The sequence below is a fragment of the Cupriavidus sp. 2KB_3 genome, assembly GCF_052115685.1.
GTDB classification, from domain to species: Bacteria; Pseudomonadota; Gammaproteobacteria; order Burkholderiales; family Burkholderiaceae; genus Cupriavidus; species Cupriavidus campinensis.
In genome coordinates this window covers 249,170-273,607 of sequence record NZ_JBFRHD010000005.1, presented here as the reverse complement: position 1 = coordinate 273,607, position 24,438 = coordinate 249,170, and the positions used below count along the sequence as shown (strand labels likewise).

Genomic DNA, 24,438 nt, shown 5'->3' with positions numbered 1-24,438 from the left:
CGCCCGGCCATGGACCTTCCTTTCCCGATTCGTCAGGAATGTCCGCCGGGCGCTTGCGTCTGCAACCGGGAGGTCTTGCTGGATGACCCCCTGGCCGACCACCGCATCCTGCGGTTGACGCAACAGGAAGAAAAGAAGCTCGTGGCACGGCTGGAGCAGGTGGCCACGCTAGAGGAACTGCGGCGCATGGAAGCCCGGATGGCCGAATTGCTGGGCATCGAGGTGACCATCACGCCGAGCACGAACGAAGTCCGCACGACGCGCGGCTTCCGCATCGAACTGGCCGACCGCCCGGGCCTGTGCCGCAAGACCCGCCAGAATATTCCCGCCGCCATCCGCCGCAGCATGGACGCCCATCCGGAAATCGCCTACGCCATCCTCGACCAGGGCGACCTGCTGGGTGGCTGAGTCCTCTCCCTCTAATAAGAACACTCCACACCGAACAACGATGAGAATCGCCAGCTGGAACGTCAATTCCCTCAAGGTGCGCCTGCCACAGGTGCTGCAATGGCTCGCCGCGCAGGACGCCGCCGGCACGCCCATCGACGCGCTCTGCCTCCAGGAACTCAAGCTGCCCGACGACAAGTACCCGCTGGCCGAACTCGAGGCGGCCGGCTTCCATAGCGTCTACACGGGCCAGAAGACCTACAACGGCGTGGCGATCGTCGCCCGCGACGGCACCATGCCGGTGGCCGCAGACGTGGTGCGCAACATCCCCGGCTACGAGGACGCCCAGCAGCGCGTGGTGGCCGCCACCTACGGCGATGTGCGCCTGATCAGCGCCTACTTCCCGAACGGCCAGGCGCTCGATTCGGACAAGTTCGTCTACAAGCTCGACTGGCTCCAGGCCATCACCCGCTGGCTGCGCGAGGAAATGACGCGCTACCCCAAGCTGGCGCTGCTCGGCGATTTCAACATCGCCCCGGAAGACCGCGACGTGCACGATCCTGCCAAGTGGGAGGGCCAGAACCTGGTCTCGCCCCAGGAACGCGACGCCTTCAAGGCGCTGATCGCGATGGGCCTCGTCGATTCGTTCCGCCTGTTCGAACAGCCGGAGAAGATGTTCTCCTGGTGGGACTACCGGATGATGGGCTTCCGCCGCAACGCGGGCCTGCGCATCGACCATATCCTGCTGTCTCCCGCGCTGGCAACGGCCTGCACGACGTGTGGCATCGACAAGGAGCCGCGCCGCTGGGAGCAGCCGTCGGACCACACACCGGTCGTGGCCACGCTGAAACTCGACTGAACGGCGCGGCTGCGGCATCATCGCCGGATGACCGCGCCCCCGCTTTCCCCACAATCCCCCCATTCCCCTAAACCGGCGGCGGATGCCGGGAACCGCCTGCTCCGACTGTTCCCGTGGCGCCGCCGCGTGACGCCGGCCACGCTGCGCGCCGATCTCATCGCCGGGCTGCTTGGCAGCGTGCTGGTGCTGCCGCAGGGCGTGGCGTTTGCCACGCTGGCCGGCCTGCCGCCGCAATACGGCATCTATACGGCTGTGGTGCCGTGCATCGTGGCGGCGCTGTTCGGGTCGAGCTGGCATGTGATGTCCGGGCCGACCAATGCCAACTCGCTGGCGCTGTTCGCCATGCTGAGTCCGGTGGCGTTCGTGGGCAGTCCCGCCTATATCGCGCTGGCGCTGGCCGTGACGATCCTCGTGGGCGTGTTGCAGCTGGCGGTGGGCGCGCTGCGGCTGGGGTCGCTGGCCAACTTCATCTCGCCATCGGTGCTGCTCGGCTTCACCTGCGGCGCAGCCACGCTGATCGGGCTCTATGCGCTCAAGGACCTGTTCGGGCTGGCGGTGCCCACCGGCACCAGCGCGTTCGGCGTGGTCCGCTTCCTGTTCGAGAATGCCGGCACGATCAACTGGAGCGCTGTCATCGTCGGCGCGGTCACGCTGGCGGTCACGCTGGTGGTGCGGCGCATCTCGCGCCGGCTGCCGTTCATGCTGATCGGCCTGGTGGGCGGCTTCGGCGTGGCGCTGGCGCTCAATCACTGGGAAGGCGCGCAGCATGTGAACGTGATCGGGCCGATTCCGTCGGCCCTGCCGCCTTTCCAGGTACCGGACATCAACTGGCGCACCGTGCCGGACCTGCTCGGCATTGCCGCCGCGCTGACCATCGTCGCGCTCGGGCAGTCGATCTCGATCGCCAAGGCCGTGGCGGCACGCTCGGGCCAGCATGTGGATGCCAACCGCGAGTTCATCGGCCAGGGGCTGTCCAATATCGCGGGCGGGCTGTTCTCGGGCTATATCTCATGCGGCTCGCTGAACCGCTCGATGCCGAACTTCGAGGCCGGCGCGCAGACGCCGCTGGCCAGCGTGTTCTCGGCGGTGCTGCTGGTGGTACTGGTCATGGTCAGCGCCCCGCTACTGGCGCAGATTCCGTTGGCGGCCATCGCGGCGATGCTGCTGCTCGTGGCCTGGGGCCTGCTCGACCTGGCACGGCTGCGGCGCATCGCCAGCCTCTCGCGCACGGAATTCGCCATCGCGGTGGGCACCTTCGCCGCCACGCTGGTGATCCGGCTGGAGATGGCTGTGCTGCTCGGCACCATCCTGTCGCTGGTGGCTTACCTGTATCGCACCTCGCGCCCCGCCGTGCGCAGCCTCGTGCCCGACGCCGACGACCCCGGCCGCCGCTTCACCCCGCTCGACGAACTCCGCCGCCCGCAGCCCGAATGCCCGCAGTTGAAGCTGCTGCGCATGGAGGGCGCGATCTACTTCGGCGCGGTGCAGTACGTGACGGACCGGCTGCATTGGCTGCGCACGGTCAGTCCCGGCCAGACGCGCCTGCTGGCAATGACCAAGAGCATGAACTTCATCGACCTGGCGGGCGCCGAGATGTGGGAGACGGAACTCGCCGAGCGGCGCGCGGCCGGCGGCGACCTCTACTTCCATCGCCCGCGCACGCAGGTGCTGGAGACCTGGGAGCAGACCGGCTTCACCGACCAGCTCGGGCGCGACCATATCTTCCAGACCAAGCGGCAGGCGCTGCACACGATCGTCCGGCAGCTGTCGCCGGAAATCTGCGCGCAATGCCGCGTGCGCATCTTCGAGGAATGCGCACAGCAGCCCGGTGGCGCGGAAGCGCCCGCCCCGGTACCAGCGGATGCCGAAGCGGCTGGCGCACCGGAGACCGGTATGCATGAAACCGCCAAGAGCGAGGCCCTGAACCGGTAGAAAAACCGCGGAAAACTAAGGGATCTAAGCCAGAATGTGCGCCGGCCGGCCGGTAGGGAAACCGTGCCGAAACCGGCGGCGGAGGGTTGCTGCCGTCGCCTTACACGGACGCCGTTGCCGGCGCCATCAGACTGGCGCCACGTGGGCGCGCTTCACCACGACCGGCTGGGGCACGCCCTGCTCGATCAGTACCACGGCGGCGCGCTCGATAGTCTCGCGACCCGCACGGAACGCCTCTTCCAGCGACAGCACCTGGTCGGCACTGAAGCCTTCCCACAGCGCCTCGCGTGTCACCACGCATGTCACTTGCTCACCATCGACAATCGCGTGGAACAGCAGGCCCTCATTATTGATGTCGTAGCGATCTTGCTCTTGGAATTTGATTTCCATCATCACAGCCCTCCATATGCAAGTGGAGAAGCATCCTAACATGGCTCGACGCCTATCGTCTGCGATCCCCTGCACTGTGCCATGTGAATGCGATTCGTCTCACTGACCAGCGCGACGGGATGCAAGTTCCGTCGGCATGGCGCCGAGCGCGACAGGGTCGCACGGCGACATGACAATGCCGTGAGCGCCACTGGCACGGGGCGATGCATGGAATATTTGACAACGCCGAAAACGGTGATAAAATCTCGGTCTTCGTTGGGGCGTTAGCTCAGTTGGTAGAGCAGCGGACTCTTAATCCGTAGGTCGAGTGTTCGAGTCACTCACGCCCCACCAGCGAATTCAAAAAGCCCGGAATCAGCAATGATTCCGGGCTTTTCTTATTCCTGGCGTGCCTGCATCAATCCGCTCCAGCCGCCCGTTCGAACAGCCTGCGCGCCAGCCGGCGGTGATCGCCAAGCACCACGGGCAGGTCGGCCGTCAGCAGTTCGCCGTCGCGTACCACCACGCGGCCATTGATGATGCTCGTGGCCACGTTGCCCGGCGTGCAGAAGACCAGCGCCGCCACCGGATCATGCCCAGCGCCCGCGTAGCCCACGCCCGACATGTCGAAGGCGACGATATCGGCCGACATGCCCGGCGCCAGCACGCCGATGTCGTCACGGTTCAGCACCCGCGCGCCGCCGAGCGTGGCAATCTCCAGCGCCTCGCGCGCACTCATCGCCGCCGGGCCGAAGCCCACGCGCTGGAGCAGCATGGCCTGGCGCGCCTCGCCCAGCATATGGGCGCCATCGTTCGATGCACTGCCGTCCACGCCCAGCCCAACCGGCACACCGACATCCCGCATCCGCCGGATCGGCGCGATACCGGACGCCAGCCGCATATTCGAGCACGGGCAATGGGCCACGCCCGTGCCGGTGCGCGCGAACAGCGCCACGCCCTCGTCGTCCAGCTTCACGCAGTGCGCGTGCCAGACATCGTGCCCGACCCAGCCCAGCTCCTCGGCGTACTGCGCCGGCGTGAGGCCGAACTTCTCGCGCGAATAGGCGATGTCGTTGTCGTTCTCGGCCAGGTGGGTGTGCAGGGAGACGCCGTAGTGGCGCGCCATGACCGCCGACTCGCGCATCAGGTCGCGCGAGACCGAAAACGGCGAGCACGGCGCCAGCACCATGCGCAGCATGGCGTGGCGGGAATCGTCGTGGTACTGCTCCACCAGCCGCTGGCTGTCGCGCAGGATGGCGGCCTCCGACTCCACCACCACGTCCGGCGGCAGGCCGCCCTGGCTGCGCCCGACGCTCATCGAGCCGCGCGCCGCGTGGAAGCGCATGCCCATCTGCTGCGCCGCCTCGATCGAATCATCCAGCCGCGCGCCGTTCGGATACAAGTAGAGGTGATCGCTCGTCGTGGTGCAGCCGGACAGCATCAGCTCGGCCATCGCCGTCTGTGTGGACACCCGGATCATCTCGGGCGTCAGGTGCGACCACAGCATGTAGAGGTTGGTCAGCCACGAGAACAGCTCGGCATCCTGCGCGGCCGGCACGGCGCGCGTCAGGCTCTGGTACATGTGATGGTGCGTATTCACCAGCCCCGGCATGACCACGTGGCCACGCATGTCGATGACCTCGGCACGGCCTTCGTCGGCCATGCGCCGCCAGGCTTCCGGCAGCTCGGCGGTGGGGCCGACCCATTCGATGGCGGCACCGTTGGCGACCAGCGCGCCGTCCGCGATTTCGCGGCGCTGCGCGTCCATGGTCACAAGGACATCGGCATGCTGGAGGATCAGGGTCATGGCGAAGGTGTATCGAAGTTGCGGACACCCCGGAGTCTACTGGCGCCATCCATCGCGCCAAAGCGTCAAATTTCGACGTAGCTGTCCACAATTTGTGGACACCACGCCGCAATCACCGGGCCAGTCAGCGGAACAGCCCGTCCAGCGCCGTGCCGATGGCCTGCGCCATCAACTCGCCCGCCGCGCTCATCGGCCCGCGCGCCCGCGCCACCAGCCGCAGGGTCTGGCGCTGCAGGCCGCCGTCGCGCAGCGGCACGAAGACCAGCGTGCCGCGCGCGCGGTCTTCCATCACATCGAGCGGATTGAGCAGCGCCACGCCGGCGCCGGCCGCCGCCAGGCGCTGGATCAGCACCACGGAGGTCGATTCCACCGCGGGCGCAACATCGATGGATTGGCGGGCAAAGGCGTCGTCCACGAGGGCGCGGATCGAAAGCGTCGGCGCGGGAAGGATCAGTGGGTAGCCGGCCACCTCGGCGAGCAGCGCCGACGGCTGCGCGGCCAGCGGATGCCCCGGCGCAACCACCGCGCCAATCGACCAGTCCCGGCTTGCGGCCACGCGGAAGGCAGCCACCTCGGGCAGGTCGTAGCCGAGCCCGAGGTCCGCATCGCCCTGCTCCACCGCGGCGACAATGCCGTCCACCGGCAGGTCAGCCACGCGTATGGCTATGCCCGGATGCTGCTGGCGGAAGTCGTGGACGAGCGAGGGCATCAGCGCGCCAGCCAGCCCGGAGGTGGTGGCCACGGCAACCATGCCGCGCCGCGCACCCTTGATCTCGGCAATGCGCGCCTGGAGGGCATCGTGCTCCCGTAGCGTCTGGCGCACATGGGCGAGCACCATCTCGCCCAGCGGGGTCAGGTGCAGCCGTTTGTGGATGCGCTCGAACAGCGGTGCGCCCAACTCGGCCTCCAGATCGAGGATCTGGCGATTGATGGCCGTCGGCGCCACGTGCAGATGCTCGGCCGCACGGCGGATGGAGCCACGCCGGACCACCTCGTCGAAATACCGCAGAACGCGCGCGTGCATGGAGATGCCCGGAAGCCGAAGTGCACGCATTGTAATCCGCTGGCATTGCGGTGCAAAAAAATGCGCCGAGGGGCTTGCGTCGTATTCGGTACCTTGCTACAATCTTTTTCTTCGTTGGGGCGTTAGCTCAGTTGGTAGAGCAGCGGACTCTTAATCCGTAGGTCGAGTGTTCGAGTCACTCACGCCCCACCAGCGAATTCAGAAAAGCCCGGAATCCACAAGGTTCCGGGCTTTTTACTTTGCAGCACCCGGATCGCTTTGCCTCAGCGGCATTGCGCCGCACTTTCCCGCCCGCCCACCGGGTTCTCACCGATTTCCCTACAGAACCCTTTCAGGGTTGAATGCCTGTCGACGCACATCACGGAACGAAGTTCCGTATTGCGGAACCAAGACAATATCGGAGGCATCTCTTGAAAGCAGTTCTGAAAGCGGGCGCGGCCGTCGCCCTGGCCATGCTGGGCCTGGCGCAAGCGGGCATCGCCCACGCGCAGGCGTATCCCAACAAGCCGATTCGCCTGATCGTACCGTTCGCGGCGGGCGGCACCACCGACATCGTCGGACGCGCCGTGTCCGACGCGCTGGGCCGCGAGCTGGGCCAGCCCGTGGTGGTGGAGAACCGTGGCGGTGGCGGCGGCGCGATCGGTGCCGACGCGCTGGCCAAGTCCGCGCCGGACGGCTACACGCTCGGCATCGCCACCGTGAGCACGATGGCGACCAACCCGGCCACCAACGCCAAGAATCCGTACGATCCGATCAAGGACTTCGCGCCGATCACCAACCTGGTGAACGTGCCGAACGTGCTGACGGTGAACCCCAAGGTGCCGGCGAAGAATCTCAAGGAATTCGTCGCGCTGCTGAAGGCGAACCCGGGCAAGTACAGCTACGCCTCGGCCGGCAAGGGCAGCATTTCGCACCTGGATGGCGAGTTGTTCAAGTACCTCACCAAGGCCGACATGGTCCACATTCCGTACCGTGGATCGGGCCCCGCCCTGAACGACACGCTGGCCGGCCAGGTCAACGCCCAGTTCGACAACCTGCCGTCGTCCATGCCGTTCATCCAGTCCGGCCGCCTGCGCGCGCTGGCCGTGGCCGCGCCCAAGCGCGTGGAGGGCCTGCCCGACGTGCCGACCTTCGCCGAAGAAGGCATGAAGGACATGAACAACATGGCCTGGTACGGGCTGGTGGCACCGGCCGGCACGCCGCCGGCCATCGTCGCCAAGATCCACGATGCAGCGATTAAGGCACTTCAGGATCCCGCCGTGAAGAAGCGCCTGCATGACAGCGGCGCCTACCCGGACGGCAACACCTCGCAACAGTACGCCGCCCAGATCAAGCGCGAACTGGACCTCCGCAAGAAGATCGCGGTAGACCAGAACATCACGCTGGAGTAATACCTGCCTGTTCTGCCGCCACCGTGGTGTGGCGGCAGCATCGCCCGAGCGCAGTTTCTACAAAATTGCTGGCTGCTGCACGCGCACCCCGGTACAGTAGTAACAAAGCTATTTTTCTCATCTGCCGTATCTGCACGGAATCTGACGAAATCGGATGAATTCCCGGATATGGCGCATTACCTGCGAGGATTGAAGATGCTGAAGAAGACCGTACCGACCCTGATCATTGCTGCGCTGGCTGGCCTGGGCACCATGCAACTGGCGCACGCGCAGAAGAACTACACGGACGGTGGCGACATCCACAGCGGCAGCCATACCAAGAAGGCCAGCCCGCACGCCAACGCGGCCAAGTCCGGCAAGTTCGACCCGTACACTGACGGCGCGAAGAAGTCCACCCAGACCGATCTCGCTCCGAAGAAGGCCGATCCGTACACCGACGGCGCCAAGGTCGGCAAGGCTGACCCCTACACCGATGGCGCGAAGTCTGGCAAGCCCGACGTCTTTACCGACGGCGCCAAGAAGCAGTAAGCGACCCAGGTCGCCGTTTGACGAAAACAGCCCGCGCATGTCGCGGGCTGTTTTGTTTTTGGCCCCACTTTTCCCCCGCCACGGGCTGCGCACGGCACCTCGTGCAAAAGGCTGATTAGGACTTACCCGATCTGTCACACCAATGTATAGACATTACTGGTAGTGTCTCGCCTACCGGATGACCCGCCCATGAACAGAGGCAGGCACCGGTGCCGCCCGGGCCGGCCAATGCACCGGCCCATGCACCGACGATGCAAGCAGGCGGCAAACCCAGTTTGGGAGACCTGAGCCAATGCAGCCGAAAGCACTCGAAATCAATGAGCCGATCGTGCTCGCGCTTGTCGACGCCGTTACCGCGTGGCAAGCCGCCCTCGAACAGACCTTGTCTGTCTCGGGGCTGACCTATCCGAAATGGCTGTTGCTGCGCGCCATCCACACCGGCACCTTCCGCCGCGGATTGCCGTTGTCGGCCGCCGTATTCATGGACGTGGCCCAGACCGAACGGTTGCTTGCCGAATTGCGCGAGGAAAGCTGGCTGGCGTTCGAGGCCAATGGCGCCCCGCGCATCGCAGCCAGCGCCGCCGCGCGGCTGGACCGTGCCGGCCAGGGCGTGAAGGCCCTGCACTCGGTCTCGGTGGGCCAGTTCAATGCCGAGGAGCGCGTGGCGCTGACCGGTTTGCTGCATCGCATGACCGGTACGCTGCAGGACCATGCCGAGCGGCATCGCCGCAATGCAGCGTGGGAGCGCTCCGAAAGCTCCGTGGTCGTGCCGCCCGAGGTGAGCCGCGCGGCGCGACGCGCCGTGGCCGCTTGAATCGCCTGAGCCCCAACTGATCCCCCGGGCGCCTCGCCCGCCTCACCTGCCCGCTGACGTGGTTTTGTCACCCGGGCAGGTCAAAACTTTCCTACAGTATGAGCATGCACCGGCACACGCCGAGGAGATGCCATGCCTCCGGAAAACGAAGAAAAAGTCGCGCAGTTGCTGGATGACCTCGTCGCGCTCGCGCGCGAGCGGCTCCCCGCCGCCACGTTCGAGGTGCTGGAGCCCCTGCTGCGCCACTACTACGACCTGGCCGATGCCGAGGACCTGCTCGCGCGCAACGTGGCGGACCTCTACGGCGCGATCATGGCCCACTGGCAGACCGCCCAGAAGTTCGTGCCCGGCACCGCGCGCGTACGGGTCTACAACCCGAAGCTCGAGGAACACGGCTGGCACTCGGACCATACGATCATCGAGATCGTCAATGACGACATGCCGTTCCTCGTCGATTCGATCACGATGGAGATCAACCGGCTCGGCCTGACGCTCCACTCCACCATCCACCCGGTCTTCAATATCTGCCGCGATGCCAAGGGGACGATCCTGCGGGTGGGCCTGGGCGGGCGGAACGACGCCGACCCGGCCGGCAACACCACCTGCAGGCTCGAATCGTTCATGCATTTCGAGGTGGATCGCACCGGCGAAGGTGCCCGGCTGGAGACGCTGCGCACCGGCATCGCCCGCATCCTCGGCGATGTGCGCGCCGCCGTGGAAGACTGGCCGCGCATGCAGCAGGTGGCCCAGGACACTGTCGCCAGTATGGGCCGCGCGCCGGACGCCGCGAGCCCGGAATCTGTGGAGGCGCGCGCCTTCCTCGAATGGATGCTGGACGATCATTTCACCTTCCTCGGCCAGCGCGACTACGAGCTGGTGCCGCGCGACGGCCACTACTTCCTGCGCGGCGTGCCGGGCTCGGGCGCGGGCATCCTGCGCGAGGCGCTGCGCGAGCCGGGCGAGGACGACCTTACCCCGCTGCCCGCCGCCGCCGCGAGCGTCATCGAAGGGGCCTCGCCGATCTTCCTGACCAAGGCCAACTCGCGCGCGACTGTGCATCGGCCCGGCTACCTCGACTATGTGGGCGTGAAGCTGCTCGACGCCAACGGCAAGCTGTTCGGCGAACGGCGCTTCGTGGGGCTGTATACGTCCTCGGCCTATATGGTCAGCACCAGCGAGATCCCACTGGCGCGGCGCAAGTGCGCCAATATCCTGGCGCGTGCCGGCTTCCTGACCAAGGGCCACCTGTACAAGTCGCTGGTCACCATCCTCGAGCAGTATCCGCGCGACGACCTGTTCCAGGCCGACGAGGACGAGTTGTTCGAGATCGCCATCGGCATCCTGCGGCTGCAGGAGCACCAGCGCATCCGGCTGTTCGTGCGGCGCGACCGCTTCGACCGCTTTATCTCGTGCCTGGTCTTCGTGCCGCGCGACAAGTACAACACCGACCTGCGCCAGCGCATCCAGAAGCTGCTGATGGAGGCGTTCCATGGCACCGGCTGCGAGTTCACGCCGCTGCTGTCGGAATCCCCGCTGGCGCGCATCCAGCTGACCGTGCGCGGCGAGCCGGGCGCCATGCCCGAGGTGGACACCCGCGAGCTGGAAGAACGCATCGTGCAGGCCACGCGCCGCTGGCAGGACGACCTGGCCACCGCGCTCCACGTCAGCCGGGGCGAGGAACAAGGCATCGTGCTGCTGCGCCGCTACTGCGACGCCTTCCCCGCCGGCTACCGCGAGGACTACGCCGCCCGCACCGCCGTGCGCGACATCGAGCTGATGGAGTACGCGCGCCAGCACCCGAGCGGCCTCGCCATGAACCTGTACCGGCCCATCGAGGCCGCGCCAGGCGCGTTCCGCTTCAAGGTCTTCCGCGCCGGCGAGCCCATCGCGCTGTCCCTGAGCCTGCCGATGCTCGAACACCTGGGTGTGCGCGTGGACGAGGAGCGCCCCTACCTGATCGAACCCGATGCCGGTGCGCCGGTGTGGATCCACGACTTCGGCCTGGAGATTGCCGCCGACGCCGATGGCCGGCCCCTGGACGTGGAGATCGAGCGCGTGAAGCCCCTGTTCGAGGACGCCTTCGCGCGGGCCTGGAACGGCGAGATCGAGAACGACGATTTCAACCGCCTCGTGCTGCGCGCCGGGCTGGCCGCGCGCGACGTGACCATCCTGCGCGCTTACGCCAAGTACCTGCGGCAGGTGGGCTCCACCTTCAGCAATGCCTATATCGAGCGCGCGCTGACCAGCAATCCGAATATCGCCGCGCTGCTGGTGGCGCTGTTCGTGGCGCGCTTCGACCCCGCCGTCGCCACGCCGGGTGACGAAACGCGCACCCAACGCCTGCTGGCCGAGATCGAAGCCGCGCTCGACAAGGTGCCCAATCTCGACGAGGACCGCATCCTGCGCCTGTTCCTGAACGTGATTGCGGCCACGGTACGGACCAACTACTTCCATCGCGACGCGGATGGCCAGCCGCGCCCCTACGTCTCGTTCAAGTTCAATCCGGCGCTGGTGCAGGGCCTGCCCGAGCCACGGCCGATGTTCGAGATCTGGGTCTACTCGCCGCGCGTGGAGGGCGTGCACCTGCGCGGCGGCCGCGTGGCCCGGGGCGGGCTGCGCTGGTCTGACCGGCGCGAGGACTTCCGCACCGAGGTGCTGGGCCTGATGAAGGCGCAGATGGTGAAGAACGTGGTGATCGTGCCGGTGGGCTCGAAAGGCGGCTTCGTGGTCAAACGCCCACCGCCCGCCACCGACCGCGACGCCTATCTGGCCGAAGGCGTGGCCTGCTACCAGACCTTCCTGCGCGGGCTGCTCGACCTGACTGACAACCTCGTCTCCGGCGAGATCGTGCCACCGCCCGAGGTGGTGCGCCACGACGAATCGGACCCCTACCTCGTGGTGGCCGCGGACAAAGGCACCGCCACGTTCTCGGACTACGCCAACGCCATCTCGGGCGAGTATCGGTTCTGGCTGGACGACGCCTTCGCATCGGGCGGCTCGGTCGGCTACGACCACAAGAAGATGGCGATCACCGCGCGCGGCGCGTGGGAGAGCGTGAAGCGCCATTTCCGCGAGATGGGCGTCAATATCCAGACCACGCCGTTCACGGTGGTCGGCATTGGCGACATGTCCGGTGACGTGTTCGGCAACGGCATGCTGCTTTCTCCGCACATCAAGCTGCTGGCCGCGTTCGACCATCGGCACATCTTCCTCGACCCCGACCCCGACTGCGCCAGGAGCCTGGCCGAGCGCGCGCGCCTGTTCGCCCTGCCCCGCTCAAGCTGGGCCGACTACGACACCGCGCTGATCTCGGCCGGCGGCGGCATCTATCCGCGCACCGCCAAGACCATCGCACTCACGCCGCAGGTGCAGGCGGCGCTGGGCATCACGGCCAGCACGCTGTCGCCGGCGGACCTGATCCACGCGCTGCTGATGGCGCCCGTGGACCTGCTCTACAACGGCGGCATCGGTACCTACGTCAAGGCCACGTCCGAGACCCATCAGCAGGCCGGCGACCGCACCAACGACGCGGTGCGCGTGAATGGCGCCGAACTGCGCTGCAAGGTGGTGGGGGAAGGCGGCAACCTCGGCTTCACCCAGCTTGGGCGCATTGAGTTCGCGCGCAACGGGGGCCGGATCAATACCGATGCCATCGACAATTCGGCCGGCGTCGATTGCTCCGATCACGAGGTCAATATCAAGATTCTGCTAGGCATCGTGATGGCCGACGGCGAGATGACCGTCAAGCAGCGCAACACGCTGCTGGCCGAGATGACCGACGAGGTGGGCCTGCTGGTGCTGCAGGACAACTACTACCAGACCCAGGCGCTCTCCGTAGCAGGCCGTCAGGCAACGGAATTGCTAGACGCCGAGGCGCGGCTGATCCGCTGGCTGGAGCGCGCGGGCCGGCTCAACCGTCCGCTCGAATTCCTGCCGCCCGAGGACGAGATCGCCGAGCGCAAGGCACTCGGCGCTGGGCTGACCTCGCCCGAACGCGCGGTGCTGCTGGCCTATAGCAAGATGTGGCTGTACGACGAGCTGCTGGTCTCAGACCTGCCCGAGGACGCCCTCGTCGCGACGCTGCTGGCCGACTACTTCCCCGAGCCGCTGCGCGTGCGCCATGCCGAGCCAATGCAGCGCCATCCGCTGCGGCGCGAAATCCTGGCCACGCACCTGACCAACATCCTCGTGAACCGCGTGGGGCCGACCTTCGTCCATCACCTGATGGAAGAGACCGACGGGCGTCCGGCCGACATCGTGCGCGCCTGCCTGCTGGCGCGCGACGTGTTCGGGCTGTCCGGGCTCTGGGCACGCATCGACGCCTTCGACAACCGTGTGGATGACGCCATCCAGGCACAGATGTTCGGCGCGCTGGCGCGGCTGCTCGAGCGCGCCACGCTCTGGTTCGTGCGCTACCTGCGTGGCGGCGGCACGGTGGAGCCGGGCGCGACGCGTTTCGTCGAAGCCGCGCGCTGGCTCACGCCGCAGCTGCCCAAGCTGCTGCCGCCCGAGGGCGCCGAGGCCATGGCCGAGCGGGCCATGACGCTGATCGAAGCCGGTGTGGATGACGACCTCGCCCTGCGTGTGGCGGCCAGCGATGCCGCCGCGGCCGCGCTCGACGTGGCCGAGGTGGCGGCCGCCTGCCAGCGCAGCCTGGATACCGTGGCGGCGGTCTACTTCGCCCTCGATTCGGAACTCAATTTCGGCTGGCTGCGCGAACGCGCGTTTTCGCTGCCGGCAGACACGCACTGGGACCTGCTCGCCCGCACGACCACGCTGGAAGACCTGGGCCGGCTCAAGCGCGCCCTGACCACCAGCGTGCTGGGCCAGTCGCGCGAGGTGGACGACGCACCGACGCTGATCGAGGACTGGCGCAAGAGCCGCCAGGTAGCGCTGGACCGCTTCGCGCAGATGCTGACCGACCAGCGCGCGTCAGGCGCCACGGGGGCCTCGGCGTTGTCGATGCTGTCCGTTGCGGTGAAGGAAATCGGCTTGCTGGAGCGCGCCTGAGGGGGCGGGCCGCGCTATGCGGGGCGGCTGGCGGCTGACGCAGCTGAAGGTCAGCGCTCGTCGGCGTCGATGACATCGTCATCGTCGTCCATGTCGCGCAGTGCGGGCAGGTCGTCGTCATCGGCGCCGTCAAGGTCGTCGCTGCCGTCGCCACGCGCACGGAATTCCAGGCCCAGGCGGAGGAAGAGGTCGAACGCATCGGCCAGCAGGTGCTTCTGACGTGGCAGCAGGCTTGCGTACGGCATGTCGTAGATCGACTGGTGCGTGCCGCGCGCACCCTTCAGGCCGCGGTCGCGCGCGATGTCGGACAGCAATGCGGCGAAGCCGGACAGGTCCTGCGCGGCCAGCGCGGCATTGAGCACGCGGGCAATCACTTGTGGGGATGCACCTGACCATCCAATGAGTTCGGCATTGGAGGCGGCGTCGTGGGATAAGTCGCTAATGTCCATCTCCGTCTTAACGGTCCCACAGTCGCCGGCTTGAGGCGTCTTGCTTTTCGCCATGCGCGTCGACCCCTTTGCGTCGATCAGCTCCGTCGGGCCTTCGGCGGCGCGGCGTCCGCGCCGGAGGCTTCGCGCCGGAGTTGCTTGTAGTCGATGCTCCCGTCCGCACGGTGCGAGGCCATCAGGCGGTTGCGCGCGCCGCAGAGCGGGCAGCGGAAGATGGGGCCCTGCCCCTCGTTCTTGATCACCACCTCGGTGGGCATCCATCGCGCACCACAGGGTTGGTTCTGACATACAAACATCACGGACTCCAAAAGACGCTGCAAATCGTAACACGTGTGTCTGTCGCGTCACACCTTGCAGGGCCGCCATTTGGCCCCTACCTTGGCGGGATAGCGGGCGCCACGGGCGGCGTTATGTTGAGAATAGGTTGGGATCGATCGGGCCACGTGGCGGGCCGTGACTTACCCGATCTGCTGCATCAGCCGTTGTTCTGGATCCAGTGCCGCGCCCACGCGCCAGCCGCCATGCGTGCCTCGGCAGCAGTCGGATACGTGGCCGGCGGGCCGCCCGCCTCCTGCACCACCGCGCCGGCTTCCCAGATATCGCACCATGCCTTGTACCGGGCCGGGGCGAGCGCCTGCCAGAACAGGTGCACCACGAAGCCGCGGTATTCGAACATGTCAGCGCCGCTCTCCGGCGCTGCGGACGGTGCCCGGGCGGCAACCTCGACGGGCGAGGCGGCCGGAGATACTTCCGGAGATACTTCCGGCGACAAATCTGCCGGCACATCGACCCGGGCGCGCGCCATGGCGCGCATTGCGCACAGGCTCGCGGCCATCGCGCCGACCAGCACGCCAGCGCCAAACCAGCAGGCCCTGATTTCACGTTGCCCCATCGCGCCCTCCCGCAGCGATGCTCTCCTTTGGCGAGACGCGCAGGAGGAGCGGGGGTTCCCTGATTTCAGGTTATACCAAAGCGACCTGCACGGTGCATTCAAACGCTGCGGCGGCAGACCATAATGAAAAACGCCGCGCCGAGAAAATCGGGCGGCGTTGTTTCGTCGAGGATTGCGCGCGGAGCGCGCCGTTCATTCGAGGAGCTTCACCACCGTGGTCAGCAGCCAGCCCACCGCCATGCAGGCACCGACCCAGCCGGTACCAATCAGGAAAATATCACGCCAACTCATGACTCACCCTGCGTTTCAAATCATCGTCCAAGGCTAGGCGACGATGCTGCGAGAGGGAACGCAGGAAATGTAAAGAAGTTTTGCGGCGCATCAAGCGCCGGGCGACCAGACCCGCGTATTGCAGAAAAAACCCGCCAAAGAAAAACCCGCTTGGCTTTGACACCAAGCGGGTTCCTTGTCTGGTCGGGGCGAGAGGATTTGAACCTCCGACCACCTGCACCCCATGCAGGTACGCTACCAGGCTGCGCTACGCCCCGAAGCAAAAGATTATATCAGCAACAATTCATCGGTGGCTAGTCATTGGCACGGCGCATTGCAAAATTATCCATGCCGCGCGATCTCCTTCAATTGCGCCAGCAGGTTTTGCACTGCCACCAGCTCGCCACGCAAGCTATTGAGATCGACCGACAGCACCGGCGCCGTGGCAACCGGCGCCATCGGCTCGGCCTCGCTCTCCTCCAGCGCCGCGCCGAGGCCATGATGGCGACCATCGTCGAGGCGGTTGCGCGCCCCGTTGATGGTGAATCCCTGCTCGTACAGCAACTCGCGAATACGCCGGATCAGCAGCACTTCGTGATGCTGGTAGTAACGCCGATTGCCGCGCCGCTTCACCGGCTTGAGTTGGGTGAACTCCTGCTCCCAGTACCGCAGCACGTGCGGCTTGACGGCGCAAAGCTCGCTCACTTCGCCAATCGTGAAGTAGCGTTTTGCGGGAATCGGCGGCAGCGCAACGCGCTCGCTGGATTTTTCCGACATGCGATGGGAAGTCAGGCGTCAGGCCGAAAGGCGCGACTCGGTTGGCGCGACATGCGCGCGAGCATTGCAGGATACAGACTGCAAGTGCCGTGGGCAATCCACCGTTCGAGGCAAGGGCGTGGCGTGTCGGACGGCAGCGACGAGCCGGGAGGCGCCAGCGGGGAAACCCGGGCGCGAGACCGTTAGCCCGGCACCGCCAGACCGGCGCGCTCCTCGACCAGGCCCTTGAGTTTCTGGCTGGCGTGGAACGTCACCACGCGGCGCGCAGTGATGGGGATGATTTCGCCCGTCTTGGGATTGCGGCCCGGACGCTGCGGCTTGTCGCGCAACTGGAAGTTACCGAAGCCGGACAGCTTGACGCTGTCACCGTGTTCCAAGGCTTCACGAATCACGTCGAAGAAGGCTTCGACCATATCCTTGGATTCACGCTTGTTCAGGCCAACCTGGTCGAACAGCATCTCTGCGAGTTCGGCCTTCGTGAGGGTGGGCACTTCGGTCGCGCGGGCTTCCGGCGATGCGTCGTCCAGTGAGTCGGCGTGCCGGTCGCTGACCTCGCCCAGGTCTGCAGCATTCATGGAATTCGCGTCTCGATCGTTCATTCTTGATCGCTCTTCTGAGGTCTATCTGGCGATCCGCCCGGGAGCTGTGCCCGGGCGCCCCAGGTTTCAGCGACCTATCCGCGCAGCCGGGCCGAGAAGCCTGCTGCCAGCGCATCGATCATACAGCGCACTGCGCTGTCGACCGTCTCGTCCTGGAGGGTCGCCCCAGTATCTTGCAACGTCACACGGAACGCAAGGCTTTTCTCGTCGGCCCCGATCGAGGCGGAAGCCGCCTTCGGACGGAACTCGTCGAACAGCGCCAGGCTCTGCACGTAGTGGCCAAAACCGCCCTGATCCAGCGCCGCACGCATCGCATCGAGCAGGTCCTGCACGCGCACCGACTGCTTGACCACCACGGCCAGGTCGCGCACGGCGGCCGGGAACTTCGAGATCTCTGTGTACGCCGGCAGACCGACGTCGCGCAGCGCATCCAGGTCCAGCTCGAACGCCACCGGCGCCTGGGTCAGTTCGTATTCCTGGAGCCAGCGCGGGTGCAGCTCGCCCACCACGCCAACCGGCTTGCCGTCCACGATCACGCGCGCCGCGCGGCCCGGATGCAGCGCGGGATGCGCCACCGGCTCGAAGCGCGCCGTACGCGGATGGAACAGCGACTCCACGTCGCCCTTCACGTCGAAGAAGTCCACCGGACGCGTGGCAATGCCCCACTGCTCGTCGAACGCCGGGCCGTAGGCGATGCCGGCGGCCACCATCGGCTGGTGATAACCGGCCACGGTCAGGCCGCCATCCGTCACGTTTCCGTCACGATGGAACACCCGGCCCACTTCGAACAGGCGCACGCGCGCGGCCTTGCGGTTGAGGTTGTAACGGACCTTGTCCACCAGCCCGCCGAGCAGCGTCGAACGCATCACGGCCAGCTGGCTCGCGATCGGGTTCAGCAGGCGGATCGGGTTGTCGTTGCTGGCGAAGTCGCGCTCCCATTTCTCTTCCACGAAGGCGAAGTTGATCACCTCCTGGTAGTCGCGGGCGGCCAGCGCGTGACGCACCACGTGGGTAGAGCGGCGTGCCTCGTTGGTCGGACGCATCTCGCTCTCGGCGATCGGCGGCAGCGCCGGAATCCGCTCGAAGCCATAGATACGCGCGACTTCCTCGATCAGGTCTTCCTCGATCTCGATATCGAAGCGGTAGCTCGGCGGCGTGACGGCAAACACCTCACCCTCGGCACCTTCCGAGCGCGTGAACGGCAGGTTCAGGCGCTGGAACACGTCGGCGATCTCTGCCGACGACAACTCGATGCCCAGCACGCGCTCGGCACGCGCCACGCGCAGGCTCACCGGCTTGCGCTCGGGCAGGTTCACCACCTGATCGTCCACCGGGCCGGCCTGGCCGCCGCAGATGTCGAGGATCAGCGCGGTAATGCGCTCGATGTGCTCCACCGTCGTGGCGTAGTCCACGCCGCGCTCGAAGCGGTGCGCGGCATCGGTCGAGAAGTTGTAACGACGCGCACGGCCCTGGATAGCGTTCGGCCACCAGAATGCGGCTTCCAGATAGATATTGGTCGTGTCCAGCGACACAGCGGTGCTGTCACCGCCCATGATGCCGGCCAGGCTCTCGATCTCCTTGTCGTCGGCGATCACGCCTACCTGCTCGTCCACGTCGACCGTGTTGCCGTTCAGCAGCTTGAGCTGCTCGCCCTTGCGGCCCCAGCGTACATCCAGGCCGCCGTGGATCTTGTCGAGGTCGAACACGTGGCTCGGACGGCCCAGCTCCAGCATCACATAGTTGGAGATGTCCACCAGTGCCGAGATACTGCGCTGGCCCGAGCGCTCCAGGCGCTGCACCATCCATGCCGGCGTGGCGGCACGCGCGCTCACGCCACGGATTACGCGGCCCGAGAAACGGCCGCAGAGGTCCGGCGCCGAGATCTTTACCGGCAGTTTGTCGGCGAGCGTGACGGCCACCGGCTTCATTTCCGGCAGCGTCAGCGTCGCGCCGGTCAGCGCGGAGACTTCGCGCGCCACACCGTGGATCGACAGGCAGTCCGCCTTGTTCGGCGTCAGCTTGATCGTGAAAATCTGATCATCCAGATTCAGATACTGACGAATGTCCTGGCCGACCGGGGCGTCGTCCGGCAGGACCATCAGGCCGCCGTGATCCTCGGACAGCTTCAGTTCGCGCGCCGAGCACAGCATGCCGTAGCTTTCCACGCCACGCAGCTTGCCAATCTTGATCTCGAACGGCGCACCGCCCGCTTCCGCCGGCGGCAGCACGGCGCCAACCATGGCGCACGGCACCAGGATGCCAGGCTTGACATTGGGCGCGCCGCAGACGATCTGGAGCGTCTCGCCGGTGCCGGCATCCACCTGGCAGACGTTGAGGCGATCGGCGTTGGGGTGGCGCTCGGTGGCCAGCACACGGGCCACGACGATCTTGCTGAACGGCGGCGCGACGGGGCCAACCTCTTCCACCTCGAGCCCGGCCATGGTCAGGCTGTGCGACAGCGCGTCGGTCGAGATCTTTTCAGGATTGGCGAAAGTACGAAGCCAGGATTCCGAGAATTGCATGGCGCTTCTGATCCGGTAGGTATTCTGTGATGTTCTGTGACAATGAGCGATGCGGCCTGGGGCTGGTCAGGCGAACTGGCGCAGGAAGCGCACGTCGCCCTCGAAGAACAGCCGCAGATCGTTGATGCCATAGCGCAGCATCGTCAGGCGCTCGAGGCCGGAGCCGAACGCGAAGCCGATATAGCGCTCGGGGTCGAGGCCCATGTTGCGCAGCACGTTCGGATGCACCTGGCCCGAGCCCGAGATCTCCAGCCAGCGGCCGCTGCCGAAGGCCATGTCGATTTCCGCCGACGGCTCGGTGAACGGGAAGTACGACGGGCGGAAGCGCACCTGAATGTCATCGCGCTCGAAAAACTTGCGCAGGAAATCGGTGTAGACGCCCTTCAGGTCGGCGAAACTCACATGCTCGCCAATCCACAGCCCTTCCACCTGGTTGAACATCGGCGAGTGCGTGGCGTCGCTATCCACACGGTAGGTGCGGCCCGGGCAGATCACCTTGATCGGCGGCATCGGCTTGCCGGCGTACTTCTGCACGTGCATGCGCGCGTAGCGCACCTGCATCGGGCTGGTGTGCGTGCGCAGGAGCAGCAGCTTGTCGTCGCTGTCGCGGCCGTCCACATAGAACGTGTCCTGCATCGAACGGGCCGGATGGTTGTCCGGGTTGTTCAGCGCGGTGAAGTTCATCCAGTCGGTCTCGATCTCGGGACCATCCGCCACGTCAAAGCCGATGGAACCGAAGATCTGCTCCACGCGCTCCCACGTACGCATGACCGGATGCAGGCTGCCGCGCGACACGGCGCGGCCGGGCAGCGTCACGTCGATGGCCTCGGCGGCCAGGCGCGCGTTCATCAGCGCATCGGCGAGCGCCTGGCGGCGCGCCTGCAGGGCACCTTCCACCTGCTGCTTGACCTGGTTGATGCGCGCGCCTTCGGTCTTGCGCGCCTCGGGGTCGAGCTTGCCCAGGCCCTTGAGCAGCTCGGTCAGCGCCCCAGTCTTGCCCAGGAAGCGGGCCTTTTCGTTTTCCAGCGTGGCGTTGTCGTTGGCGGCGGCGAAGGCGGCCTGTGCATCGGCGACGATTTGATCCAGATCCAGGGACATGACGGCAATCGTGGAAAGGGTTAGCACTGTGTGCGGTATCTCATTTCGGGTGCCGTTTCACTGTGCATGACACGGCATTCGAAATGAAAACGGGGCTCGGTGAGGAGCCCCGTTTCAGCAGACCTGGCGGTCGGCGCTTGCCCGGAAGCGCCCTGGGGCGCTCCCGCAGCCGGCATCAGGCAACGGAGGCTTTCACCTGGTTGACGATGGCGGCAAAGGCAGGCTTGTCGTGGATAGCCATGTCCGACAGCACCTTGCGGTCCAGTTCAATCGAAGCCTTCTTCAGGCCGTTCATGAACACGCTGTAGGTCAGGCCATGCTCACGCGTTGCCGCGTTGATACGTGCAATCCAGAGCGCACGGAACACGCGCTTCTTGTTGCGACGATCGCGGTATGCGTACTGGCCAGCACGCATGACCGCCTGCTTGGCGATGCGATAGACGTTATTGCGACGGCCGCGGTAACCCTTGGCGGCGTCGATGACTTTCTTGTGACGGGCCCGTGCAGTGACCCCACGTTTGACTCGAGGCATGTATTACTCCTTTCGTTGTCGTTGGGTTATGCGTAGGGCATCATCGCGCGAACCGACTTCAGGTTCGTCTCATGGACGTCCTGGGTGCCGCGCAGTTGACGCTTGTTCTTGGTGGTCTTCTTGGTCAGGATGTGACGCTTGAAGGCCTGGCCGCGCTTGAACGAACCGTTCGGGCGCGCCGTAAAGCGCTTGGAGGCGCTTTTCTTGGTCTTCATCTTAGGCATGAAAAACTCCAGCTCTATGACATGCATGCAGGTGGACGGCTCACGCCGACGCTTGCAAGACCCGCATCCACTTGTTGTTGTACGCAGCCACGGGGACCGCATACTATTTTCCGCGCAGCACGACGCCGGGATGTACGTGACATCCCGGCCGTCGCCCCGCGCGAGAATTACTTCTTCTTCTTGGGGGCCAGCACCATCACCATCTGGCGGCCTTCCATCTTCGGCATCTGCTCGACCTGACCCAGCTCCTCCAGGTCCGCCTTCAGACGCTCCAGCATGCGCGCACCGATTTCCTGGTGGGCCATCTCACGGCCGCGGAAACGCAGCGTGATCTTGGTCTTGTCACCATCTTCCAGGAAACGCCTCAGGTTGCGCAGCTTGACGTTGTAGTCGCCATCATCCGTGCCAGGACGGAACTTCACTTCCTTGACCTGGATGATCTTCTGCTTGAGCTTGGCGTCATGGGCGCGCTTGGCTTCCTCATACTTGAACTTGCCGTAGTCCATGATGCGGGCCACGGGTGGAGCCGCGTTGGGCGCGATTTCCACGAGATCCAAGTCCTTGTCCTCGGCCAGGCGCAATGCGTCCATGAACTTGACGATGCCGAGCTGCTCGTTATCAACCCCTACCAGGCGCAGTTCGGGCGCGCTGATCTCACGGTTGATACGGTGACCTTTGTCTGTAGCGATGTTCCGTTACCTCAAGAAGACAAAAAAACAAGCCGTGCTCATCACCCTCAGGCTTTGCTGGCAACGTCCTGTTGGAGACGTTCCACAAACGCGGAGACGGGCATCACACCCAGATCCACGTTGCCACGGGCACGCACGGCCACTTGATTGGCATCCTTCTCCTTTTCGCCCACTACCAGCAGGTAGGGAATCTTCTGGAGAGAATGCTCGCGGATTTTATACGTAATTTTCTCGTTACGCAAATCGGCCTTGGCCCTAAACCCTTGTTTTTGCAAGAGTTGCACGACGCTTTCGGCATATTCCGACTGCGAATCGGCAATATTCAGGACCACCACCTGCTCCGGAGCCAGCCAGGCGGGCAAGGCACCCGCGTGATTTTCGAGCAGGATGCCCAGGAAGCGCTCGAAGGAACCGAGGATGGCGCGGTGGAGCATGACCGGACGCTTGCGCGAGTTGTCCTCAGCGACGTATTCGGCACCCAGGCGCTCCGGCAGCACCAGATCCAGCTGCAGCGTGCCGCACTGCCACGAACGGCCGATGGCGTCCTTGATGTGGTACTCGACCTTCGGGCCATAAAAGGCGCCCTCGCCCGGCAGCTCTTCCCACTCCACGCCGCAGGCGCGCAGGGCCAGGCGCAGGCCTTCCTCGGCGTGGTCCCAGACCTCGTCCGAACCGGCGCGCTGGGCCGGGCGCAGCGAGAGCTTGACCGCCACGTCCTTGAAGCCGAAATCGTCGTAGATCGAGAACGCGAGTTCGTTGAACGCCTTCGCCTCTTCCACGATCTGCGCTTCCGTACAGAAGATGTGCGCATCATCCTGCACAAAGCCGCGCACGCGCATCAGCCCATGCAGCGCGCCGGACGGCTCGTTGCGATGGCAGGCGCCGAACTCGGCCAGGCGCAGCGGCAGGTCACGGTACGAACGCAGCCCGTGATTGAAGATCTGCACATGTCCGGGGCAGTTCATCGGCTTGATCGCGTAGTCGCGCTTCTCCGATTCCGTGACGAACATGTTCTCCTTGTAGTTCTGCCAGTGGCCGGACTTTTCCCAGAGCGAACGGTCCATCACCTGCGGCGTGCGGACTTCTTCATAGCCGCCTGCGCCCAGGCGGCCGCGCATGTACTGCTCCACGGCCTGCCAGACCTGCCAGCCCTTCGGGTGCCAGAACACCATGCCCGGCGCCTCCTCCTGCAGGTGGAACAGGTCGAGCAGCTTGCCGAGCTTGCGGTGGTCGCGCTTCTCGGCCTCTTCCAGCATCGTCAGGTAAGCGTCCTGGTCTTCCTTCTTCGCCCAGGCCGTGCCATAGACGCGCTGGAGCATCTCGTTGTTCGAGTCGCCGCGCCAGTACGCGCCAGCCACCTTCATCAGCTTGAACACCTTGAGCTTGCCCGTGGACGGCACGTGCGGGCCGCGGCACAGATCGACGAAATTGCCTTCGCGATAGAGACCGATTTCCTGGTCCGCCGGAATCGACGCGATGATCTCGGCCTTGTACTTCTCGCCCATCGACTCGAACAGCGCCACCGCCTCGTCGCGGTTCCACACTTCGCGCGTGACTTTCTCGTCCTTGCGGGCGAGCTCCGTCATCTTCTTCTCGATGGCGACGAGGTCTTCGGGCGTGAAGGGGCGCTTGTAGGCGAAGTCGTAGTAGAAACCGTTGTCGATGACCGGGCCGATCGTCACCTGCGCCTCGGGATACAGCTCCTTGACGGCGTAGGCCAGCAAGTGGGCCGTCGAGTGGCGGATCACGTCGACGCCATCGGCGTCCTTGTCCGTGACGATCGCGAGCGCGGCGTCACGGTCGATCCGGTAGCTCGTATCCACGAGCTGGCCATCGACCTTGCCGGCAAGTGCCGCCTTGGCCAGGCCCGAGCCGATGCTCTGAGCCACGTCGGCCACCGTGACGGGGCCGGGAAATTCGCGACGGGAACCGTCCGGCAGCGTGATTGCGATCATCTTGCACCTTTTGAGGGGTCCGCTCGCCGGCATTCTGCGCCTTGGCGGGCGGATCAAAGTCAATGTCTGCGGTAGCGGCGAGGCCAGCCACCGTTTGTTTCTTGCCGCGCATCGCGGACGATGCGGCAGCTTATCAGGCCGCTGGCGAACGACAGACGAAAAAAAACGCGGCCAAGGCCGCGTTTTTCTCAATCTACCCGGATCACCCCGGGGCGAAGGCGCACCTCGACTACTGTCGCTGACCAGCGGTAGTAGTTCGAGTTGTCTTGTTCATGATGCGTTTCCGTGCCTGTAGAAGTCGATCGGATCT

The 24,438-nt window shown here is 65.6% G+C and carries 21 protein-coding genes and 3 tRNA genes; 9 read left to right on the top strand and 15 right to left on the bottom strand.

Features of this window, described 5'->3' with window-relative positions:
- Nucleotides 1-9: 9 nt before the first annotated feature.
- Genes AB4120_RS07415 through AB4120_RS07405 form a run of 3 tightly spaced genes read left to right on the top strand, consistent with a single transcriptional unit; the run spans nt 10 to nt 3,178 of the window.
- Nucleotides 10-408, top strand: a complete 399-nt coding sequence (locus AB4120_RS07415; RefSeq protein WP_149136207.1) for a hypothetical protein — start codon at nt 10-12, stop codon at nt 406-408.
- A gap of 40 nt (nt 409-448) precedes the next feature.
- Nucleotides 449-1,246 carry an exodeoxyribonuclease III gene (xth, locus tag AB4120_RS07410; protein ID WP_149136208.1) on the top strand — a complete coding sequence of 266 codons (798 nt, stop codon included), beginning with the start codon at nt 449-451 and terminating at the stop codon, nt 1,244-1,246.
- A gap of 27 nt (nt 1,247-1,273) precedes the next feature.
- On the top strand, nt 1,274-3,178 hold the full coding sequence (locus tag AB4120_RS07405; protein ID WP_149136209.1) for a SulP family inorganic anion transporter: 1,905 nt from the start codon (nt 1,274-1,276) through the stop codon (nt 3,176-3,178).
- Between the two features lie 126 nt (nt 3,179-3,304).
- Here the strand turns inward: AB4120_RS07405 and AB4120_RS07400 are convergent, their stop codons facing one another.
- Nucleotides 3,305-3,568, bottom strand: coding sequence for a DUF1488 domain-containing protein (locus AB4120_RS07400; protein WP_092293309.1), 264 nt, complete (start codon nt 3,566-3,568; stop codon nt 3,305-3,307).
- A gap of 257 nt (nt 3,569-3,825) precedes the next feature.
- Between AB4120_RS07400 and AB4120_RS07395 the strand changes: the two genes are divergently transcribed.
- Nucleotides 3,826-3,901: transfer RNA gene (locus tag AB4120_RS07395), tRNA-Lys, on the top strand.
- Between the two features lie 64 nt (nt 3,902-3,965).
- On the opposite strand, the gene AB4120_RS07390 is transcribed toward AB4120_RS07395, so the two are convergent.
- Both AB4120_RS07390 and AB4120_RS07385 read right to left on the bottom strand, forming a co-directional pair.
- Nucleotides 3,966-5,354 (bottom strand): 8-oxoguanine deaminase, encoded by a 1,389-nt coding sequence (locus tag AB4120_RS07390; protein ID WP_441642100.1) that lies wholly within the window; start codon nt 5,352-5,354, stop codon nt 3,966-3,968.
- 124 nt (nt 5,355-5,478) lie between these two features.
- Nucleotides 5,479-6,378: a LysR family transcriptional regulator gene (locus AB4120_RS07385; protein WP_149136211.1), complete on the bottom strand. Its 900-nt coding sequence runs from the start codon at nt 6,376-6,378 to the stop codon at nt 5,479-5,481.
- A gap of 116 nt (nt 6,379-6,494) precedes the next feature.
- On the opposite strand from AB4120_RS07385, the gene AB4120_RS07380 reads away from it, so the two are divergent.
- From AB4120_RS07380 to AB4120_RS07360, 5 genes are all read left to right on the top strand, one after another.
- A tRNA-Lys gene (locus tag AB4120_RS07380) sits at nt 6,495-6,570 on the top strand.
- Nucleotides 6,571-6,788: 218 nt separating this feature from the next.
- Entirely contained in the window at nt 6,789-7,769 is a 981-nt protein-coding gene (locus tag AB4120_RS07375) for a Bug family tripartite tricarboxylate transporter substrate binding protein (RefSeq protein WP_149136212.1), read from the top strand.
- Nucleotides 7,770-7,964: 195 nt separating this feature from the next.
- On the top strand, nt 7,965-8,297 hold the full coding sequence (locus AB4120_RS07370; RefSeq protein WP_149136213.1) for a hypothetical protein: 333 nt from the start codon (nt 7,965-7,967) through the stop codon (nt 8,295-8,297).
- Between the two features lie 292 nt (nt 8,298-8,589).
- Nucleotides 8,590-9,111, top strand: a complete 522-nt coding sequence (locus tag AB4120_RS07365) for a MarR family transcriptional regulator (protein ID WP_149136214.1) — start codon at nt 8,590-8,592, stop codon at nt 9,109-9,111.
- 132 nt (nt 9,112-9,243) lie between these two features.
- On the top strand, nt 9,244-14,121 hold the full coding sequence (locus AB4120_RS07360) for an NAD-glutamate dehydrogenase (protein WP_441642099.1): 4,878 nt from the start codon (nt 9,244-9,246) through the stop codon (nt 14,119-14,121).
- A gap of 50 nt (nt 14,122-14,171) precedes the next feature.
- Here the strand turns inward: AB4120_RS07360 and AB4120_RS07355 are convergent, their stop codons facing one another.
- The 12 genes from AB4120_RS07355 to thrS form a co-directional block, all read right to left on the bottom strand.
- Complete coding sequence (locus AB4120_RS07355; protein ID WP_144195850.1) at nt 14,172-14,570, bottom strand: hypothetical protein; 399 nt, start codon at nt 14,568-14,570, stop codon at nt 14,172-14,174.
- 77 nt (nt 14,571-14,647) lie between these two features.
- Nucleotides 14,648-14,827, bottom strand: a complete 180-nt coding sequence (locus AB4120_RS07350; RefSeq protein WP_262389620.1) for a hypothetical protein — start codon at nt 14,825-14,827, stop codon at nt 14,648-14,650.
- 218 nt (nt 14,828-15,045) lie between these two features.
- Complete coding sequence (locus tag AB4120_RS07345; protein WP_149136216.1) at nt 15,046-15,462, bottom strand: hypothetical protein; 417 nt, start codon at nt 15,460-15,462, stop codon at nt 15,046-15,048.
- 471 nt (nt 15,463-15,933) lie between these two features.
- Nucleotides 15,934-16,010 (bottom strand) — tRNA-Pro (locus tag AB4120_RS07340).
- A 64-nt stretch (nt 16,011-16,074) separates the two neighbouring features.
- On the bottom strand, nt 16,075-16,509 hold the full coding sequence (locus AB4120_RS07335) for a MerR family transcriptional regulator (RefSeq protein WP_144195857.1): 435 nt from the start codon (nt 16,507-16,509) through the stop codon (nt 16,075-16,077).
- Nucleotides 16,510-16,691: 182 nt separating this feature from the next.
- Complete coding sequence (locus tag AB4120_RS07330) at nt 16,692-17,108, bottom strand: integration host factor subunit alpha (RefSeq protein ID WP_144195859.1); 417 nt, start codon at nt 17,106-17,108, stop codon at nt 16,692-16,694.
- A 74-nt stretch (nt 17,109-17,182) separates the two neighbouring features.
- On the bottom strand, nt 17,183-19,630 hold the full coding sequence (gene pheT / locus AB4120_RS07325) for a phenylalanine--tRNA ligase subunit beta (protein ID WP_441642098.1): 2,448 nt from the start codon (nt 19,628-19,630) through the stop codon (nt 17,183-17,185).
- Between the two features lie 66 nt (nt 19,631-19,696).
- Nucleotides 19,697-20,722 (bottom strand): phenylalanine--tRNA ligase subunit alpha, encoded by a 1,026-nt coding sequence (gene pheS / locus AB4120_RS07320; RefSeq protein ID WP_187645178.1) that lies wholly within the window; start codon nt 20,720-20,722, stop codon nt 19,697-19,699.
- 181 nt (nt 20,723-20,903) lie between these two features.
- Entirely contained in the window at nt 20,904-21,260 is a 357-nt protein-coding gene (gene rplT / locus AB4120_RS07315) for a 50S ribosomal protein L20 (RefSeq protein WP_092292801.1), read from the bottom strand.
- 26 nt (nt 21,261-21,286) lie between these two features.
- Nucleotides 21,287-21,484 carry a 50S ribosomal protein L35 gene (gene rpmI, locus AB4120_RS07310; protein ID WP_006575466.1) on the bottom strand — a complete coding sequence of 66 codons (198 nt, stop codon included), beginning with the start codon at nt 21,482-21,484 and terminating at the stop codon, nt 21,287-21,289.
- Between the two features lie 167 nt (nt 21,485-21,651).
- Nucleotides 21,652-22,173, bottom strand: coding sequence for a translation initiation factor IF-3 (gene infC, locus AB4120_RS07305; RefSeq protein WP_149136219.1), 522 nt, complete (start codon nt 22,171-22,173; stop codon nt 21,652-21,654).
- Between the two features lie 47 nt (nt 22,174-22,220).
- Nucleotides 22,221-24,128, bottom strand: coding sequence for a threonine--tRNA ligase (gene thrS / locus AB4120_RS07300; RefSeq protein ID WP_149136220.1), 1,908 nt, complete (start codon nt 24,126-24,128; stop codon nt 22,221-22,223).
- Nucleotides 24,129-24,438 lie beyond the last annotated feature (310 nt).

Coding starts and splice junctions, on each gene's coding strand:
- AB4120_RS07415 (WP_149136207.1), top strand. CDS start 10: ATGGACCTTCCTTTCCCGATTCGTCAGGAATGTCCGCCGGGCGCTTGC.
- xth (WP_149136208.1), top strand. CDS start 449: ATGAGAATCGCCAGCTGGAACGTCAATTCCCTCAAGGTGCGCCTGCCA.
- AB4120_RS07405 (WP_149136209.1), top strand. CDS start 1,274: ATGACCGCGCCCCCGCTTTCCCCACAATCCCCCCATTCCCCTAAACCG.
- AB4120_RS07400 (WP_092293309.1), bottom strand. CDS start 3,568: ATGGAAATCAAATTCCAAGAGCAAGATCGCTACGACATCAATAATGAG.
- AB4120_RS07390 (WP_441642100.1), bottom strand. CDS start 5,354: ATGACCCTGATCCTCCAGCATGCCGATGTCCTTGTGACCATGGACGCG.
- AB4120_RS07385 (WP_149136211.1), bottom strand. CDS start 6,378: ATGCACGCGCGCGTTCTGCGGTATTTCGACGAGGTGGTCCGGCGTGGC.
- AB4120_RS07370 (WP_149136213.1), top strand. CDS start 7,965: ATGCTGAAGAAGACCGTACCGACCCTGATCATTGCTGCGCTGGCTGGC.
- AB4120_RS07365 (WP_149136214.1), top strand. CDS start 8,590: ATGCAGCCGAAAGCACTCGAAATCAATGAGCCGATCGTGCTCGCGCTT.
- AB4120_RS07360 (WP_441642099.1), top strand. CDS start 9,244: ATGCCTCCGGAAAACGAAGAAAAAGTCGCGCAGTTGCTGGATGACCTC.
- AB4120_RS07355 (WP_144195850.1), bottom strand. CDS start 14,570: ATGGACATTAGCGACTTATCCCACGACGCCGCCTCCAATGCCGAACTC.
- AB4120_RS07350 (WP_262389620.1), bottom strand. CDS start 14,827: ATGCCCACCGAGGTGGTGATCAAGAACGAGGGGCAGGGCCCCATCTTC.
- AB4120_RS07345 (WP_149136216.1), bottom strand. CDS start 15,462: ATGGGGCAACGTGAAATCAGGGCCTGCTGGTTTGGCGCTGGCGTGCTG.
- AB4120_RS07335 (WP_144195857.1), bottom strand. CDS start 16,509: ATGTCGGAAAAATCCAGCGAGCGCGTTGCGCTGCCGCCGATTCCCGCA.
- AB4120_RS07330 (WP_144195859.1), bottom strand. CDS start 17,108: ATGAACGATCGAGACGCGAATTCCATGAATGCTGCAGACCTGGGCGAG.
- pheT (WP_441642098.1), bottom strand. CDS start 19,630: ATGCAATTCTCGGAATCCTGGCTTCGTACTTTCGCCAATCCTGAAAAG.
- rplT (WP_092292801.1), bottom strand. CDS start 21,260: ATGCCTCGAGTCAAACGTGGGGTCACTGCACGGGCCCGTCACAAGAAA.
- rpmI (WP_006575466.1), bottom strand. CDS start 21,484: ATGCCTAAGATGAAGACCAAGAAAAGCGCCTCCAAGCGCTTTACGGCG.
- thrS (WP_149136220.1), bottom strand. CDS start 24,128: ATGATCGCAATCACGCTGCCGGACGGTTCCCGTCGCGAATTTCCCGGC.